We start from the raw sequence: 17,064 nt of genomic DNA, 5'->3' as shown, positions 1-17,064 counted from the left end.
GTTACATACTCCTCGCCGTGTGCGTTGTAACGCTCGCCATCGAAGCCGTCCGCGCGTGGCGCCGGCCCGAACAGTCGTTTAGCGGCCTAATCAGCCCCGTGATTACCGTGGCTGTTGTCCTGCTGCTCTCCCGTGCCATCGCCTGGTATGAGGCCGTGCCGTTTTGGGCGTGGCCGGTATTGTCGCTGCTCGCAGCCGTAACCGTCGGAGTTGCTGTGTACAAGGCGACGGCCACGCGATCGCCCCAGCGCTAATAAGTTCAAGGTGTGAGCCAGTCAAACGCACGCGAAGCGTTTCTCTTTTGTGTCCTCTCCCTCGCCGCCGCGATCCTTCTTTGCGTAACCTTTCTCCTCGCCAACCCTGCCCTTCCCTTTTCGTGTATCACTGTTGGCCGATGGATCCCCGCCCTCGTCGCATTCGGTCTCCTCGCCGCCTTCCACCACAAAGACGGGGCGAGCCAGCTAAAGCTCAGCTCTCCTCTCGACAGCGCCGTCAAAGGCATCGTGATCGCTGTGCTGAGCCTGCTGGCCGCGAGCCTCTGTACGGCTTGGCTTGCCTCTGCGGTGGGCGCTGGTTCGCTTAATCCTTTTGGATCTTCTGCGCATGAGACGATCGCGCTGTTTTCCGCAGCTCTCCTGCTTGCGCTTGGTGCGATTGGGGAGTAAATCGGGTGGCGCGGGTTCTTGCAAACTAGGTTCGCGTCCCTCGGCTTCTGGCGCGCCGCGACGGTGGCCTCCCTCGCCTGGGTCGCCTTCTACATTCCGCTCTACGCTTACTTCGCCCTACAGGGCAGGTGGTCGTTAGAGGCTACGACCATGAACATCGTGCCTGTGTTTCTCTGGGCCTTTTCCATAGTGCTCTCGTGGTTCGGTTCGCGAGCGTCTGGCCAGCGGTCGGCGCTCGAGCGCTACCCTTGTCCACTCTGGCCCTAATGGACACCTCCACCATGACGACCAGCGCCGATTTCTGGATTGTTACCCTTTTGACCTGCGCGACGCTGACGGTTCTGGCCCTCGCTTTCGCACCTAGGCTTCGCCGGTTTGAAGCAACTGCTCAAATTGCGCCTCGTTGGGGATCGGCACGCCCAGCTCGCGGGCCTTGTCCTCTTTCGAGCCGGCGTTCTCGCCGACGACCACGTAGTTCGTCTTCTTCGACACGGAGCCAGCCGCCTTGCCGCCGCGAGCCAAAATCGCCTCCTTGGCTTCATCGCGCGAAAAGTTCTCCAGGGTTCCCGTCACCACGACGGTGAGCCCCTCAAGGGTCTGCGGGGCCGCGTCGGTGGTGTCGTCGACCATCCGCACCCCGGCTTTGGCCCACTAGTCCACGATGTCGCGGTGCCACTGTTCCTCAAACCAGTCCTTGAAGGATTGCGCGATGACCAGACCCACGCCGTCGGTGTCGGCGAGGTCGGTGACGGGGGCGTCGATGAGCGCCTGCATGGAGGTGTAGCGCGCGGCGAGCGCGCGGGCTGCGGTCGGCCCGACGTGGCGGATCGAGAGGGCGACGAACACGCGCCACAGCTCCCGCTCGCGCGCGCCGCGCTGGGCGATCGCCTACAAGTACCCTCCCGAGGAGGTGACGACGAAGCTGCTGGATATCGTCGTCTCCATCGGCCGCACTGGCCGCGCGACCCCGTTTGCCGTCATGGAGCCGGTCTTCGTCTCGGGCTCGACCGTCTCGCAGGCGACGCTGCACAACCAGTACGAGGTCAAGCGCAAGGGCGTGCTCATCGGCGACACCGTGGTGATCCGCAAGGCGGGCGAGATCATCCCGGAGGTCCTGGGCCCGGTCGCGGATCTTCGCGACGGCACCGAGCGCGAGTTCGTCTACCCGGAGCTGTGCCCGAGCTGCGGCACGAAGCTCGCCCCCGCGAAGGAGGGCGACGCCGACTGGCGCTGCCCCAACACGCGGTCCTGCCCGGCGCAGCTCGCGCAGCGCCTGCAGTACCTTGCCGGGCGCGGCGCGTTCGACATCGAGGCGCTGGGGGAGAAGGGCGCGATCGACCTGACCAGCCGCGGCATCCTCACCGACGAGGGCGACCTGTTCAACCTCACCGAGGAGCAACTCGAGCGCTCCACCGCGTACACCACGAAGGCGGGCAAGGTCAGCGCCAACGGGCGCAAGCTTTTGAGCAACCTCGACAAGGCGCGCCACACCGACCTGTGGCGGGTCCTCGTCGCGCTGTCCATCCGCCACGTCGGCCCGACGGCGGCCCGCGCGCTCGCCGCGCGTTACCGCAGCATGCAGGCGCTTCTCGGCGCCCCACTTGCCGACCTGGCCGAGACCGATGGCGTCGGCGGGATCATCGCCGAGTCCTTCAAGGACTGGTTCGAGGTGGACTGGCACCGCGAGATCGTGCGCAAGTGGGCCGACGCGGGCGTGACCATGGAGGAGACCGCCACCGAGGCCGCACAGCAAACCCTGGAGGGTCTGACTGTGGTGGTCACCGGCACCCTGGAGAACTTCAGTCGCGACTCCGCCAAGGAGGCGATCCTCGCTCGCGGCGGCAAGGCGGCGGGCTCGGTGTCGAAGAAAACCAGCTACGTGGTCGTCGGCGAGAACGCGGGTTCCAAGGAGGATAAGGCCCGGGAGCTGGGCGTTCCCATCCTCAACGAGGAGCAGTTCGTCCGGCTTCTGGAGACCGGCCAGCCCTAGCGTCCGCTACCTGTGTGGCGCGCAGCCCGACCGTCACCGCGGCGAGGAGGGCGAGGACCGGCCAGAGCCAGAACAGCCCGCGGCCCGACCAGTCCACGCCGTTGGCGAGGAGCAGGCCGACCAGGGCTGTGACGAGCGCGGAGGCGAGGCCCGCGCCGGGACTGCCGAGGCCCCTGAGCGCGCGGTACGCCTCCCAGCAGATCAGGGCAGCGAGAACGAGCAGCACCGTCATTGTTCCTTCTCCTTCGTTGCGTTGAGCAGGGCAACCCCGAGCTCGTCAACGCTCTCCGAGCTCGAGTTGCCGACGAAGCTCGCGCGCCGGCCTGCGGGGTCCCACACCAGCATCGTGTGGAATCCCTCCGTGCCGCCGTTGTGAAAGGGATACTCCGTGCCGTCGACCTCGTGCTTCAGCCACCCGTAGTCGGGTCGGCCGTGATCGGCGACCCACCCGACGTAGCGGGCCATGTCGGAGGCGGTGGAGCGGATTGCACCGGCGGGCGCCCAGCCGTTCATGTCCCACGGCTCGGCGGCGCGGCCGTTGGTACCCAGACCGCGCGGGGCGCCGTCGACGGTGCCGGGCAACGCGAGGTACGTCGAGTCCATCCCGGCGGGTTCAAAGATGCGGGTGCGCACAAGCTCTTCGTAGCTGGTTCCTGCCTGCTGGGCCAGCAGCTGGCCCAGCAGGGCCTGGCCGTAGTTGGAGTAGTGGTACTCGCCGCGCTTTTCCAGAGTTGCGGTTCCGGCGGCGGCGAGGATGTCCTCCGGGGTGTCGCGCCGGTAGGCGTTGCCGCCGTCGCGGAAGTTGGACAGCAGGAGCTCCGGCTGGGTCAGACTCTCCATCGTGTCGAGCCCGGCGGTGTGGTTGACCAGCTCCTCGAGGCGCACGTTCTCGATGGCGGCCCCGGGGACGTCGAGAAGCTCGCCGACGGTGGTGTCGGGGGAGAGGGTTCCCTCCTCGACAGCCTGGCGCAGCAGCTCGGCGTTGAAGGTCTTGGTCACCGAGCCGATCTCCATCTCCGAACTCTCGTCGGCGCCGAGGCCGCCGAAGCGGACCTCGCCGCCGTCGTAGACGAAGGCCGAAAGCTCGTGCGCGCCGCGTGGCGCGTTGTCCCGCAGCACCGCGGCGATGTCGGGCTCGCCCGTCGCGGGCTCGCCGAGGGACACGGGGCGGGGGCCTGCCGCAAGCAGCGTGGCGGCGACGGCGATGGTGGAGGCGGCGCCGAGGCCGCGTCGTGCGATGTTCATCAGTGCGCCTCGCATGCTGTGATGATCGCCATGAGGGGGACAACGCGGGCGGGGGGAATCGAGTAGGAACCGGAGGCCTTGGTGAGCCAACCCGCGGCGTGCAGGGCGTGGAGGTGGTGGTAGGCGGTGCCGGTGGAGGAGACGATGCAGTCGTCCACGAGTTCGGCGGCGCTGGCCGGGCCGCACAAGAGGTGGCGCAGGATCTCCCCGCGCACGGGATGGGCGAGCGCCGCTAGGCGGTCGATCTGCTCCTCCCACTCGTGGTCGGCGACCCAGTGGGTCGGGCGGTCCCACTGGTAATCGTAGGTGCGGATGCCGAGGGTAACCGAGCCGCCGAAGGTCACGGCGCCGTCGACAAGCTCGGGATTGTTCTTGATCGGGGTGACAAGGTCGGGGATTGGAGATGTGTCGCAATTCCGAGCGGCAGCGGTGTCGGGGGTGGTGTCGAGGCGGGCCTCGAGGGCGGCGACGCGCCGCTCGAGGTCGTGGAGGCGTTGAACATCGAGAAAGTTCATGGTTTCTAGTATTACAGAATTTTAGAAACGTTACAATGGAACTTCGGCGTCTCCACTACCGGCGTGCCAGCCGTCTCAATGTCGTCTTTCGTCGAGCCTGAGTAGTTCGACCTCGAGGTCACCGCCTTCGAACCAGCTTGAATTTGCAACGTAGGCGGCGCGCCATCCCTCGGTGGAGGTGTCCCAAACAACTGCGTTGGTATACCCTGCTGTCGCCCCGCCCTTGAAAACGAATTCTTCGCCTTCGTTCGTGTACCGCTGCCACGTGTCGCCTGGGCCACCGTGGCACGCTACCCAATGCACAAACTTCGCCATGTCGGAGGCGGTCGAGTGTGCTGCGCCGGCCGGTGCCCAGCCGAATTCCTCCCAGGGGGCAGATGGTCGACCGTCCGCGCGTGTGCCGCGTGGGGCATCCTTGGCCGTGCCGGGGATTGCGATGTAAGAATTCCGCATGCCCGCTGGCTCGAAGATACGTGAACGGACCAGTTTTTCATACGGGGTGTCCTGGTGGTGGGCCAGCAACTGGCCCAGCAGGGCGTGTCCGACGTTGGAATAGCGGAACTGTCCACGGTTTCGCAACCGTAGCCTTGACACAGAGGCGAGAACCGCCGTCGGGCTTCTGCGCTTGTAAAATCCGAGCAGGTCAAGCCACGGGGCAATGTGGGTATCCAGGATGCCGGGGGTGCCGTAGGTGCCGAGTCCGGAAGTGTGATTGAGAAGTTCTCTGAGCGTCACCGTTGCGATCGGCGAACCTGGGACGGAAATGATTTCCCCGACCGTGGTGTCGGGTTTGAGCTTCCTCTCTTCTTCCAGTTGACGCACCAGCTCAGCGTTGAAAGTCTTGGTCAGCGAACCGATCTCTATTTCGGCGTGCTCATTGGTCCCGAGCCCGCCAAAGCGCACCGCGCCATTGTCGTAAATGAACGCAGCGAGGTTGCGGTGGTCACGTCGAGCGTGGGTGGCTAGGGCGCGAGCGATATCTGGGTCACCGGTGTGCCGTTTTGCACGTGCGATGGGGCGCGTCGATCGCGCCCTGGCGGTGGTGAGAATGAACGTTGTGCCAATCGTCACCGCAGCCACAGCCGCGATCTTTCGTCCCGCCGATGACATGGAAAAGGCTCTCCTTCTGTGCGCCTACGGCTAGCGCAGCATCGCCCCGATGATTGTGCCAAGGTCGCCGATCTGCGTGACCTCGGAGGCCAGGAAGTCCGGCCCGCCGATGCGTCCGATGACCAGCAGGAGGTCGGTGCCGTTCAGGGGGCAGGCCGCGAGCGTGGTGTCGAGCAGCCACCACGGCTCCGGGACCCAGGGGTCGGACTCCTCGTGCAGGATCCGCGCCGAATCCACGCCGAGCGCGACGGGGGAGGAGCCGTCGTCACCGGGCGCCGCCTGGGAGGCCGCGACGCGGCGCAGGCCGGAGCCGGTGTCCTCCAGCACCACGGCCCACGACGACGTCATGGCCTGCGGCAGCACCGAGACCAGCTCCTCCATCGCGGAGGCGACGTTCTTCGTCTGGGAGGCGATCCGCGCCAGCATCTCGATCTGGCCGCGGCGGTCGACCCGCCCGGTGAAGGGGCGGATGCTGTCGACGTCCACGCCCTCGATGCTCCCGGCGGCGGTGATGAGGGCGTCGACAAGCGTGCCCGTGGGGAGATCGACCACGATGTCGTCGGTGACGGTGCCGCTGGGGTCGGTCTGCACGATGTCCACGGAGCGGATGTCGGCGTCGATCACCCCGAACGCCTCCGCGAGCTCGCCGAGGCTGCCCGGGACGTCGGGAAGGGAAACGCGGATCAGGTAGGACATGCCCCTTTTATAGCACCGTCGACATGGGACACACCCCGGAATCGGCGGTTCCCGGCTGCTAAGATGATGGCGTTTTACGTACGCACTCCCAACAGATTCGTAGATTGGATTCGCATTGGCTGAAACTCAGGGGATTTCACGCGACGAGGTGTCCCACATCGCCCGTCTCGCCCGCATCACAATGAGTGGGGAGGAGCTCGACCACATCGCAGAGCAGCTCGACACCATCGTCGACGCCGTGTCCAAGGTGCAGCAGGTCGACACCGCCGGGGTCGAACCGATGAGCCACCCGCACTCCGTCGAGGCGGGCATGCGCCCGGACGTGGAGAAGAAGACGCTGACCCAGCAGCAGGCGCTCGACCAGGCCCCCGCCGTGGAGGCCGAGCGCTTCGTCGTGCCGCAGATTCTCGGGGAGGGCGAGTAACAGTGACGGACTACACCCTGCCCGCCGAGGGCGTGGCCAGCCTTCCGGCCCACGTCCTCGCCGAGAAGATCCAGGCCGGCGAGCTCACCTCGCGCGAGGTCACCCAGGCCTTCCTCGACCGCATCGCCGAGACCGACGCCGAGCTCGGTGCCTTCCTCCACGTCGGAGCCGAGGAGGCCCTCGCGGCCGCCGACAAGGTCGACGCCCAGGTCAAGGCCGGCGGGGCACCCGCCTCCGCGCTCGCGGGCGTGCCGCTGGCGCTGAAGGACCTGCTGGTCACCACCGACGCCCCGACGACCGCGGCGTCGAAGATCCTCGAGGGCTACATGAGCCCCTACGACGCGACCGTCGTGAAGCGGCTGCGCGAGGCCGGCATCCCCATCCTCGGCAAGACCAACCTCGACGAGTTCGCGATGGGCTCGTCGACGGAGAACTCCGCGTACAAGAACACGAAGAACCCGCACGACCTCGAGCGCGTCCCCGGCGGCTCCGGCGGCGGCACCGCGGCCGCCCTCGCCGCGGGCCAGGCCCCGCTCGGCATCGGCACCGACACCGGCGGCTCGATCCGCCAGCCGGCCTCCCTGACCGGCACCGTCGGCGTCAAGCCGACCTACGGCGCCGTGTCGCGCTACGGCGTCATCGCCTGCGCCTCCTCCCTCGACCAGGTCGGCCCCTGCGCCAACAACGTCCTCGACACCGCGCTGCTCCACGAGGTCATCGCGGGCCACGATGAGTTCGACGCCACCTCCGTCGAGCGCGAGGTGGCGCCCGTGGTCGCGGCGGCGCGCGAGGGTGCCTCCGGCGACCTGAGCGGCGTCCGGATCGGCCGCGTCACGCAGTTCGACCGCCCCGGCACCCAGGACGGCGTCAACGAGGTCATCTCCCGGGCCTTCTCTCAGCTAGAGGCGCAGGGCGCCGAGATCGTCGAGGTGGACTGCCCGACCTTCGAGGACGTCATGGGCGCCTACTACCTCATCCAGATGTCCGAGGTCTCCTCGAACCTGGCGCGCTTCGACGGCATGCGCTACGGCCTGCGCGTCGGCGACGACGGCACCCGCTCCGCCGAGGAGGTCATGTCGCTGACCCGCGGCGAGGGCTTCGGCGCCGAGGTCAAGCGCCGCATCCTGCTGGGCACCTACGCGCTCTCCGTCGGCTACTACGACGCCTACTACCTGCAGGCGCAGCGCGTGCGCACCCTCATCGCCCGCGACTTCGCCAGGGCATTCGAGCTTTGCGACGTCATCGCCGGCCCCGCCGTCCCCCAGACCGCGTTCAAGCTGGGCGAGAAGGTCGACGACCCGCTCGCGATGTACAACTTCGACCTGTTCACGCTCCCGCTGAACCTGGCCGGCCTGCCCGGCATGTCGGTGCCCGCGGGCAGCGCCCCGGACACCGGCCTGCCGGTCGGTCTGCAGCTCATGGCTCCCGCCTTCGCGGACGACCGCCTGTACCGCGTCGGCGCCGCCTTCGAGGCGGGGCTCGGCCGGTAGCGCTGGGCGGGCGTCGGGAAGCAAAGCTGCGCTAGGGTGGGGCGCATGCGACTTGCGACACTCACCTCCGGCGGAGACTGCCCCGGCCTGAACGCCGTGATCCGCGGGATCGTCCGGACCGCCAGCTCGGAGTACGGCTCCACCGTCGTGGGCTACCGCGACGGGTGGGTCGGCCTGATGGAGGACCGCCGCGTCGACCTCTACGACGACGCCTTCATCGACTCCATCCTCCTGCGCGGCGGCACGATCCTCGGCACGGGCCGCCTGCACCCCGACAAGTTCAAGGCGGGCCTGGACCGGATCAAGGCGAACCTCGAGGACGCGGGCGTCGACGCCCTCATCGCGATCGGCGGCGAGGGCACCCTCAAGGGCGCGAAGTGGCTCTCCGACAACGGCATCCCCGTGGTCGGGGTGCCCAAGACGATCGACAACGACGTCGCCGCCACCGACTACACCTTCGGCTTCGACACCGCCGTGTCCGTGGCCACCGACGCCATCGACCGGCTGCACACCACCGCCGAGTCCCACAACCGCATCCTCATCGTCGAGGTGATGGGCCGCCACGTCGGCTGGATCGCCCTGCACGCGGGCATGGCCGGCGGGGCGCACTACACCGTCATCCCCGAGGAGCCCTTCGACATCGCCGACATCTGCAAGGCGATGGAGCGCCGTTTCCAGATGGGCGAGAAGTACGGCATCGTCGTCGTCGCGGAGGGCGCGGTGCCGAAGGAGGGCACCATGGACGCCGGCCTCGGCGAGGAGGACGAGTTCGGCCACGTCACCTTCAACGGCATGGGCCAGATCATCGCGGGCGAGGTGAAGAAGCGCCTCGGCTACGACGTGCGCACCACCGTCCTCGGCCACATCCAGCGCGGCGGCACCCCCACGGCCTACGACCGCGTCCTGGCCACCCGCTACGGCGTGCGCGCCGCCCACGCGGCCCACGAGGGCTCCTTCGGCATGAGTGTCGCCCTGCGCGGCGAGGACATCGAGCTGGTCACCCTCGAGGACTGCGTCGCCCACCTCAAGCGTGTGCCCGAGTACCGCTACAACACCGCCAAGAGCATGTTCGGGTGAGGCTCTTCCTCGACAACGCCCGCCTGTGGGTCGTAGGCATCAACCCCGGCACGCGGAGCTCGCTTGTCGACGCCCCCTTCGCCCACCCCGGCAACCGATTCTGGCCCGCCCTCTTCAAGGCGGGCATCACCCCCTGGCAGGTCGACGCCCGCGACGGCTTCAGCGACCGGGACGTGGAGATGCTCGCCTCGCTGCGCCTCGGCTTCACCAACTTCGTGGACCGGACCACTGCCCGCGCCTCCTCCCTGACGCGCTCGGAGATCGTCGACGGCGGCCGCGCCCTCGCCGAACTCGCAGAGGCGTACCGCCCCGGCGGGATCATGGTGCTGGGACTTGGCGCGTACCGGACCGCCTACTCACGGCCGAGTGCCGTGAAGGGCCTGCAGGAGGAGCGCATCGGGGGAGCGCCCGTGTGGCTGGTGGGCAACCCGTCGGGGCTGAACGCGCACGAGAGCGTCGATAGCCTTGCCCTGGCTTTCCGCGAGGTGTGGAAGGCGACGAACGAGCGCCCATAGGGTGAGACTAGAATCTCAATCTATGAATGACGCGCAGCAGGACCGTTCCGCCTACCTCGCCAGCCTGGGCTTCCCCCTCCTCGTTCTCGCGGCGGGAGCGCTGGGCTACCTCGCCCCCTCGGCGATCGCGCCGGTGTCCGGCTGGACGACGTGGCTCCTCGGCCTCGTGATGTTCGGCATGGGGCTCACGCTCACGCCCGTCGACTTCGCCCTCGTGGCCAAGCGGCCCCTGCCCGTGGTCATCGGGGTGATCGCGCAGTTTGTCATCATGCCGCTCGTCGCCGTGTTCGTGACCTGAATCCTCCGCCTTCCCCCCGAGCTCGCCGCCGGCGTCATCCTCGTCGGCTGCGCGCCCGGCGGCACCTCCTCGAACGTGGTCACCTACCTCGCGCGCGGCGACGTCGCCCTGTCCGTGACCATGACCTCCATCTCGACCCTGCTCGCCCCGCTCGTCACCCCCTTCCTCACGCTCTGGCTCGCCGGGGCGTACATGCCGGTCAGCGCCACGGCGCTGGCGCTGTCGATCGTCAAGATGGTGCTGCTGCCCGTCGTGCTCGGGCTCGTCGTGCGCCTCGCCGCGCCCCGCCTGGTTTCCGCTGTTCTGCCCGCCCTTCCGTGGGTGTCCGTGCTGGCCATCTCCCTCATCGTGGCCATCGTCGTCGCCGGGTCGCGCGACAAGATCGCCCAGGCCGGCCTGCTGGTCCTCCTGGCGGTGATCCTCCACAACACCCTCGGTTACCTGCTCGGGTACCTCACGGGCAAGCTCACTGGCCAACCTCCTGCTGTTGCGCGCACCATGTGCATCGAGGTGGGCATGCAGAACTCCGGGCTCGCCGCCACCCTCGCGGCCGCGCACCTCAGCCCGCTCGCGGCCCTGCCCGGCGCCGTGTTCTCCGTCTGGCACAACCTCTCCGGCGCTGTCGTGGCGTTTCTGGCGCGCCGGGCAGACCAGCGCGCCGCGTAGCGCGGGTTGCTTTTCCCGCGCAGCCCGGACGACCGCATTGGTTTCCGGGTAGGGAAAGGCCAGCTCGCGCTCTGCCTGTGGGGCGTGTGGTCGTCCACGGGGTGTCACGGGGCCCCGCCTCGCGCTGGACGACGGCATTGAAAAGCGGGGTCCAAAACCCCGGGTCGCGCTGGCGGTGCGGAGCGTGCGGTCGTCCGGGGCGCGCCGCGTCGTGCGCCGCGGGGGGCCTCAGTGCGCCCGGACGACGACACGTCCAGGCGACACAGTCTGAGCCCCCTGATCTGAGCGTGCGGTCGTCCCGCAGGCTGGCCTGTGGAATACGCGCGGTTATCCACAGGAGGAGGCGCAGGGGAGGTCCGCGTGTCCGGCGCCCCTGCTATACAAAGCGCATGTACTTCTCGGGGGAGCAGGAAATGGCGGTGATCAGGCGCCTGTACGGGCTCAGGCGCACGGCGGTGCTGACCGGGCCGGCGGCGCTGCGCGTGATGGGCATCAAGACGTTGGACTGGGTGACGGACATTGACCTCGCCCTGGCGGGGGAGACCAGGGCGAAGGCGAAGGGGAGGTGGCGCCCCGGGTTCGTCTACCACAGCGGCCGTCTCGAGCCGGGGCACATCGTGGTGTACCGGGGGGTGACAATGACGTCGCTGATCATGGCGTTGTTTGACACGTACCGATACCACGGGCGCTTGCCGGCGCTGGTGTCGATGGAGTCGGCGCTGCGTCGGCCGGAGGTGAGCAAGGACCTTCTGCGCAGGTGGGCCGAGGAGTTGCCGCAGTCGCCCGGGGTGCGGGGCTTTAGGCAGCTCATCGAGTACGCCAGCGAGCGCAGCGAGAGCCCCTTCGAGACGCTGGGGCGCGACCGGGTGCTCGGTGCGAACCTGCCCGGGGTGGTGAGCGTCGAGCAGCAGGTCCCTTTCCAGTACCGGGACTCGTGGGGGCAGCCGCGCAACGGGAGGGCGGACCTGGAGATCAACGGGTGCATCGTGGTGGAGTTCGACGGGCGTTCGAAAAGCAGGGACGACTGGGAGGAGGTCACGCGCGAGGAGCGGGCGCGCGAACGCTGGCTGATGAAGGGGCAGAAGGTGCTCATCAGGGCGGAGTGGGCGGATCTGAAAAGCGGGGCGCTGGTGGCCATGGTGAAGGCGGCGCTCAAACTCACGGGTTTCACATAGCTCACAGGCGCGACCCACCAAACGCAGCCCAGCAAACACCGGTCGCACCCGCAAACTAGACTGGTGCGCATGACTGCGTACGACCTGATGGATTACGACGAGGTACTGGAAAAGTACGACCCCGTGATGGGCCTGGAGGTGCACGTCGAGCTGGGCACGGAGACCAAGATGTTCTCCACGTCCTCGGCGCACTTTGGTGCCGAACCCAACACGAACATCGACCCGGTGTCGCTGGGTCTTCCGGGGGCGCTGCCCGTCGTTAATGCGAAGGGCGTGGAGTGGGCCATCAAGATCGGACTGGCGCTGAACTGCCAGATCGCGGAGCGCTCGCGTTTCGCGCGCAAGAACTACTTCTACCCGGATCAGCCGAAGAACTACCAGATTTCGCAGTACGACGAGCCCATTGCTTACGACGGCTACCTCGACGTGGTCCTCGAGGACGGCACCGAGTGGCGCGTGGAGATCGAGCGCGCGCACATGGAGGAGGACACGGGCAAGCTGACGCACCTGGGTTCCGCGAGCGGGCGCATCACGGGCGCGACAGCGTCGCTGGTGGACTGCAACCGCGCGGGCGTGCCGCTGATCGAGATCGTGACCAAGCCGATCATCGGGGCGGGGGAGCGTGCCCCCGAGGTGGCGAAGGCGTACGTGGGCGCGCTGCGCGAGCTGGTCAAGGCCCTCGGCGTGTCGGACGCGCGCATGGATCAGGGCTCGATGCGCTGCGACGCGAACGTCTCGCTGCGCCCGATCGGCCAGGAGAAGTTCGGCACCCGCACGGAGACGAAGAACATCAACTCGCTGAAGTCGGTGGAGCAGGCGGTGCGCTTCGAGATGATGCGCCAGGCCCGCGCGCTGGACAACGGTGAGGAGGTCATCCAGGAGACCCGCCACTACCAGGAGAAGGACGGCACGACCTCGAAGGGCCGCCCGAAGGAGGAGGCGAGCGACTACCGCTATTTCAACGATCCGGATCTGCCGCCGGTGATCGCGAAGAAGGAGTGGGTGGAGGAGATCCGCCAGACCCTGCCGGAGCTGCCGTGGGTGCGCCGCGCCCGCATTCAGGAGGAGTGGCAGCTGCCGGAGAAGGAGTTCCGGGACCTCGTGAATGCCGGCGCGCTGGACCTGGTGGTGGACACGGTCGAGGCGGGTACGACCCCGGACGAGGCGCGCGCCTGGTGGGTGTCCTACATCATGTCCAAGGCGAACGAGCAGGGTCGGGACCTCGACGCCGTGGGCGTGCAGCCGCGCGACGTGGCGCGGGTGGTGCAGCTGGTCAAGGAGGGCAAGCTCACGACCAAGCTGGGGCGCCAGGCCATCGACGGCGTCATCGCGGGTGAGGGGGACGTTGACGAGGTCGTCGCCAAGCGCGGGCTCGAGGTTGTGCGCGACGACGGCGCGATCGAGAAGGCCGTCGACGAGGCCCTGGCGGCGAACCCGGACATCGTGGAGAAGTACCGAGCGGGCAACAAGAAGGTCACCGGCGCGATCGTGGGCGCCGTGATGAAGGCGACGCAGGGCAAGGCTGATCCCGGCCAGGTGAACAAGCTCATCGCCGAGAAGCTCAAGTAAGGAGAAAGGCCGCCCCGGAGGGGGGCTTTTGTTCTATTCTTTGGGCTTCTTCACGGCGGGGAAGGAGCCGGTCTCGTACATCTCCTCGTAGGCCTCCCAGTTGATGGGGGCGTCCTCCGCGTCGGGGGCGCCCTCGTATTCCTCGGCCTCGGGGTCGAGGGCCGGGGCGTCCTCGAGGGAGAACTCGCTTTCGGGGTCGGCGTCGAGGTCGGCGGCGACCTCCTCCTGAACGGACTGCCAGAGGTGGGTGTCGTCCACGTGGGACTCGTCGACAAGCGCCTCAACCTCGCGGCGCTGCGAGGCGGTGAGGTCGTCCTCCGCGGGGTCGAGGGCCGTGGTGGCGAGCGCGGCGAGCCGCTCGCGGCGGTGGGTCTCCTCGAAGATGCGGGCGCGGCCCTTCACCCAGGAGCCGAGCATGACCACGATGAGCGCCATGCCCAGGTAGCCGAGCACCGGGTAGACCCAGCCGATGAGGCTGGCGAAGCCGATGAAGGACAGGGCGAAGCCGATGAGCACGACGGTGAAGTAGACCGCGCGGAAGCGCGACGGCCGGTCGTGCGTGAGGCGGCGGGCCATGGCGTAGAACATGCCGACGGCGGTGTTGTACACCATCATGTAGATCACGATGGAGACGACCACCCCGACCGCCGGGTGCATGCTGTTGAACACCATGAGCAGCGGGAAGTCGGCTCCGAAGGCGCTTTCCATGTTCAGGAAGATGATGAACACCAGCACGACGAGCAGCGAGGCGAAGAGTATGCCGCCGATGAGGCCGCCGATGCCGGCCTCGCGCGGGTTGAGCTGGGATCCGGCGATGACGAGGATCATCGAGACGGCCATGATGATGCACAGCGAGGCGTAGTTCAGCGCGGAGAGAAGCCAGTTGTTGAACACGCCGCTGGCGGGGGTGTTCTGCATCGCCAGCTCGTTGAGCCCGCCGATGTGCTCGGGCATGTTGAGGATGGTCACCACCAGCGCGGCGAGCACCGCGAGGATGAGGAAGGGGGTGATCGCCGAGATCACGCGGGTGAGCTTGTCGACGTCCAGCAGGCCCGACAGGAGCAGCATCACCGTCATGATGGCGGCGCCGACCCACGTCGGGAAGCCGAACTGCTGCTCGAGGTTTGACCCCGCGCCGGCGATCATGACGAAGCCGATGGAGAACAGGGTGAGCATCGTGGAGACGTCCATGAACGTCGAGACGATCGGGTGGGAGACGCGGCGGAAGACGGCGCTGTGGTCGTCCGCGAGGTAGTAGGAACCGAGCTGGAAGAGCGAGGCGCCGACGATGATGATGGTGATGCCAGCGACGATCGCGCCGACGATCCCCCAGTACCCGTAGGCGAGGAAGTATTGGATTGTTTCCTGTCCCGAGGCGAAGCCCGCGCCGACCAGAAGGCCGACGAAGGCGAGGGCGACGGTTAGGGATTTTCTCATGTCACATCCTAGGTCGATTCTGAAAATTACCGGCCTACAAGGTTAACAAAACCCCCGCGTACACGTAGCAGTGCTTCTCGGCGCCTACCCGACCCGCAGCGGGTTCTTCACCTCTTCCCCCGCGCGGACGGGGCCGGGCAGGGTGACGCCCTCGGCGAAGGGCGCTCCCCCGAACCGGTCGCGGTCGTGGCCCTCGGCGAGCCAGGACATGTCCGGGCCGGCGGGCACGATCTGGGAGGGGTTCACCTCGGCGTGGGTGATGTAGTAATGCTGCTTGATCTCGGTGATGTCGGTCGTGTCGCCGAAGCCGGGCAGCTGGTAGAGCTCCTGCAGGTAGCCGCGCAGGTTGGGCATCTGCGCGATGCGGTTGCGGGAGGCCTTGAAGTGCCCGACGTAGACGGGGTCGAAGCGCACGAGGGTGGGGTAGAGGTAGATGTCGGCGAGGGTGATGTGCTCGCCGACGAGGTAGCGCTGGCGCCCGAGGCGCTCCTCCAGCCAGTCGAGGGTCTCCCACAGCTCGCGGTAGGCCTTTTCGTAGTGGCCCTGGTCACGGGTGAAGCCGCAGCGGTACACGCCGTTGTTGACGTAGGTGTAGACGCGGTCGGCGACCTCGTCGATCTCGCCGCGCAGGTCCGCGGGGTAGAGGTCCGGGGCGCCGTCGCGGTGGTAGGCCTTCCACTCGTCGTTGAAGTCGACGGGGATGCGGTGGAAGTCGTTGGTCACCACGCGGGAGTCGGTGCCGTCGACCTCGACGATTGCGGGCACGGTGATGCCACGCGGGTAGTCGGGGACGCGGTTGAGGTAGGCGTCCTTGAGGCGGTGCAGGCCGGTGACGGGGTCTACCTCGCCGGGGTCGACGTCGAAGACCCAGGAGTCGGCGTCGTGGGTGGGCCCGGCGAGGCCGAGGGAGATGGCGTCCTCCAGGCCGAGCAGGCGGCGGCTGATGATGGTCCGGTGGGCCCAGGGGCAGGCGCGGGCGCCCATGAGGCGGTAGCGGCCGGCCTCGACGGGCCAGCGGTAGGTGCCGTCGCCCTGTTTGACGGGTGCGGAGCCGGGCTCGAGGGAGGAGTCGAAGCGGTCCTCGATGTAGGTGGCGTCGCGCTCGTAGGCGCCCTCGAGGGCGGCGTTCTGGGGTGCGTTGGTCTGGTTCTTTTTCTCGCTCATGGCTCCAGGATGGCGGAGAATAGGTGAGATGTCAACAAAAATCTCGTGGGCCACGCCGGTCGCGCTCACGGCGCGGCGGGGCGATCTCGCATACATTCGAGTGCATGAAAGACAACGACAGGCGAGAGACAGCCCGCGACGTGACCGCGGACGACTTCGACAATCTGCACGACGTTCCCACCTACACCCCCGGGGAGAACCAGGGCAGCACGAAGGTCGGCGGCGCGCAGCAGGACATCTACCAGCGCACCGGCAAGGCCGCCCCGACCGAGGTCTTCCCCTCGTCCGGGTCGGCGGGCCGGGCCGCACCCGAGCCCACGGGGATTATCGACGTCAAGCGCGACGCCCCGGCCGCCACCGACACCGGCGCCGGCACCAGCACCGTCGCCCTCGACCGCCCCGCGGCTGCCGAATCCGTCGCGGTGGAGCCGGAGCCCGCACCGGCGGCGGCCGTCGCCGAGCCGAAGGCGCGCCGCGGCACCATCGACCTCGGCCTGTTCCTGCTGCGCCTGTTCGTGGGAGGCTACCTCATCCTCGACTCCCTCAAGGTCTTTTTCCGACTCGGCGGCTCCGACGGCATCACGGGCTTGGAGAACGCGTTCTCGGACTACCCCTTCGGCGACGCGCTCGCGATCGTGCTGCCGACCCTCGAGCTCGCCGCGGGCGTGTTCCTCCTGCTCGGCCTGCTCACCCCGGTGGCGGCGATGATCGCCGTGACGGTGACCGCCTTCTTCGCCATCCACGCGCTCGCCGAGTCGGGGGCCGGCGCCAACCCCCTGATGTGGGAAGCCGCCGTCTGGCTGCCCGTGCTCCTGCTCGCGGCGTGCGTGTCCCTGCAGTTCACCGGGCCCGGGTTCTACTCCGTTGACGCCGGCCGCAGCTGGGCGCGCCGCCCGCTGGCCAGCTCCTGGATCTTCGCGGTGCTGGGCATCGCCGCCGCCGCAGTGCTGTGGTGGTTCGGGGCGGGGGTCAACCCGCTGAACTAACTAGCCAGCACGTGAGAAGGGCCACCCGGGAGGGTGGCCCTT

Annotated in this window: 15 protein-coding genes and 3 pseudogenes; 10 read left to right on the top strand and 8 right to left on the bottom strand. The window is 68.0% G+C overall.

Features of this window, described 5'->3' with window-relative positions:
- Nucleotides 1-266: 266 nt before the first annotated feature.
- Nucleotides 267-665 (top strand): hypothetical protein, encoded by a 399-nt coding sequence (locus DYZ02_RS02090; protein ID WP_115684779.1) that lies wholly within the window; start codon nucleotides 267-269, stop codon nucleotides 663-665.
- Nucleotides 666-1,025: 360 nt separating this feature from the next.
- On the opposite strand, the pseudogene DYZ02_RS02080 reads toward DYZ02_RS02090, so the two are convergent.
- Nucleotides 1,026-1,523 (bottom strand): annotated as a pseudogene (locus tag DYZ02_RS02080) (helix-hairpin-helix domain-containing protein); the annotation flags it as partial.
- Between DYZ02_RS02080 and ligA the strand changes: the two are divergent.
- Nucleotides 1,522-2,655: pseudogene (gene ligA, locus DYZ02_RS02075) on the top strand (NAD-dependent DNA ligase LigA); the annotation flags it as partial. The pseudogenes DYZ02_RS02080 and ligA sit on opposite strands and share 2 nt — an antisense overlap.
- Here the strand turns inward: ligA and DYZ02_RS02070 are convergent.
- The 5 genes from DYZ02_RS02070 to DYZ02_RS02050 form a co-directional block, all read right to left on the bottom strand.
- Nucleotides 2,609-2,887 carry a hypothetical protein gene (locus tag DYZ02_RS02070; protein WP_115684777.1) on the bottom strand — a complete coding sequence of 93 codons (279 nt, stop codon included), beginning with the start codon at nucleotides 2,885-2,887 and terminating at the stop codon, nucleotides 2,609-2,611. The pseudogene ligA and the gene DYZ02_RS02070 overlap by 47 nt on opposite strands.
- Nucleotides 2,884-3,900 carry a serine hydrolase domain-containing protein gene (locus tag DYZ02_RS02065; protein ID WP_181896867.1) on the bottom strand — a complete coding sequence of 339 codons (1,017 nt, stop codon included), beginning with the start codon at nucleotides 3,898-3,900 and terminating at the stop codon, nucleotides 2,884-2,886. The genes DYZ02_RS02070 and DYZ02_RS02065 overlap by 4 nt, the downstream gene beginning before the upstream one ends.
- Nucleotides 3,900-4,415, bottom strand: coding sequence for an ArsR/SmtB family transcription factor (locus DYZ02_RS02060; RefSeq protein WP_115684775.1), 516 nt, complete (start codon nucleotides 4,413-4,415; stop codon nucleotides 3,900-3,902). The genes DYZ02_RS02065 and DYZ02_RS02060 overlap by 1 nt, the downstream gene beginning before the upstream one ends.
- Before the next feature lie 75 nt (nucleotides 4,416-4,490).
- The gene (locus DYZ02_RS02055) at nucleotides 4,491-5,525 is read right to left on the bottom strand and encodes a serine hydrolase domain-containing protein (RefSeq protein WP_115684774.1); all 1,035 of its coding nucleotides are present in this window, start codon (nucleotides 5,523-5,525) and stop codon (nucleotides 4,491-4,493) included.
- Between the two features lie 30 nt (nucleotides 5,526-5,555).
- A complete protein-coding gene (locus DYZ02_RS02050) occupies nucleotides 5,556-6,221 on the bottom strand; it encodes an ACT domain-containing protein (protein WP_115684773.1) in 666 nt (221 codons plus the stop codon).
- A 115-nt stretch (nucleotides 6,222-6,336) separates the two neighbouring features.
- Between DYZ02_RS02050 and gatC the strand changes: the two genes are divergently transcribed.
- The 7 genes and pseudogenes from gatC (at nucleotide 6,337) to gatB (ending at nucleotide 13,435) form a co-directional block, all read left to right on the top strand.
- The gene (gene gatC, locus DYZ02_RS02045; protein ID WP_115684772.1) at nucleotides 6,337-6,645 is read left to right on the top strand and encodes an Asp-tRNA(Asn)/Glu-tRNA(Gln) amidotransferase subunit GatC; all 309 of its coding nucleotides are present in this window, start codon (nucleotides 6,337-6,339) and stop codon (nucleotides 6,643-6,645) included.
- Between the two features lie 2 nt (nucleotides 6,646-6,647).
- Entirely contained in the window at nucleotides 6,648-8,135 is a 1,488-nt protein-coding gene (gatA, locus tag DYZ02_RS02040) for an Asp-tRNA(Asn)/Glu-tRNA(Gln) amidotransferase subunit GatA (RefSeq protein WP_115684771.1), read from the top strand.
- A gap of 45 nt (nucleotides 8,136-8,180) precedes the next feature.
- On the top strand, nucleotides 8,181-9,212 hold the full coding sequence (locus tag DYZ02_RS02035) for a 6-phosphofructokinase (protein ID WP_115684770.1): 1,032 nt from the start codon (nucleotides 8,181-8,183) through the stop codon (nucleotides 9,210-9,212).
- Entirely contained in the window at nucleotides 9,209-9,727 is a 519-nt protein-coding gene (locus DYZ02_RS02030) for a mismatch-specific DNA-glycosylase (protein ID WP_115684769.1), read from the top strand. The genes DYZ02_RS02035 and DYZ02_RS02030 overlap by 4 nt, the downstream gene beginning before the upstream one ends.
- 22 nt (nucleotides 9,728-9,749) lie before the next feature.
- Nucleotides 9,750-10,691 (top strand): annotated as a pseudogene (locus DYZ02_RS02025) (bile acid:sodium symporter family protein).
- Nucleotides 10,692-11,080: 389 nt separating this feature from the next.
- A complete protein-coding gene (locus DYZ02_RS02020) occupies nucleotides 11,081-11,866 on the top strand; it encodes a hypothetical protein (protein WP_115684768.1) in 786 nt (261 codons plus the stop codon).
- Nucleotides 11,867-11,935: 69 nt separating this feature from the next.
- The gene (gene gatB, locus DYZ02_RS02015; RefSeq protein WP_115684767.1) at nucleotides 11,936-13,435 is read left to right on the top strand and encodes an Asp-tRNA(Asn)/Glu-tRNA(Gln) amidotransferase subunit GatB; all 1,500 of its coding nucleotides are present in this window, start codon (nucleotides 11,936-11,938) and stop codon (nucleotides 13,433-13,435) included.
- A gap of 33 nt (nucleotides 13,436-13,468) precedes the next feature.
- Here the strand turns inward: gatB and DYZ02_RS02010 are convergent, their stop codons facing one another.
- Both DYZ02_RS02010 and DYZ02_RS02005 read right to left on the bottom strand, forming a co-directional pair.
- Nucleotides 13,469-14,872, bottom strand: a complete 1,404-nt coding sequence (locus DYZ02_RS02010; protein WP_115684766.1) for a YkvI family membrane protein — start codon at nucleotides 14,870-14,872, stop codon at nucleotides 13,469-13,471.
- A gap of 84 nt (nucleotides 14,873-14,956) precedes the next feature.
- Nucleotides 14,957-16,036 (bottom strand): glutathione S-transferase family protein, encoded by a 1,080-nt coding sequence (locus DYZ02_RS02005; RefSeq protein WP_245945533.1) that lies wholly within the window; start codon nucleotides 16,034-16,036, stop codon nucleotides 14,957-14,959.
- A gap of 104 nt (nucleotides 16,037-16,140) precedes the next feature.
- On the opposite strand from DYZ02_RS02005, the gene DYZ02_RS02000 reads away from it, so the two are divergent.
- Nucleotides 16,141-17,022, top strand: a complete 882-nt coding sequence (locus DYZ02_RS02000) for a DoxX family protein (protein WP_115684764.1) — start codon at nucleotides 16,141-16,143, stop codon at nucleotides 17,020-17,022.
- Nucleotides 17,023-17,064: the final 42 nt, after the last annotated feature.

It is taken from the genome of Corynebacterium senegalense (assembly GCF_900411315.1).
GTDB classification, from domain to species: Bacteria; Actinomycetota; Actinomycetes; order Mycobacteriales; family Mycobacteriaceae; genus Corynebacterium; species Corynebacterium senegalense.
The sequence above is the reverse complement of the archived record's forward strand: the minus strand, read 5'-3'. Positions and strand labels throughout refer to the sequence as shown.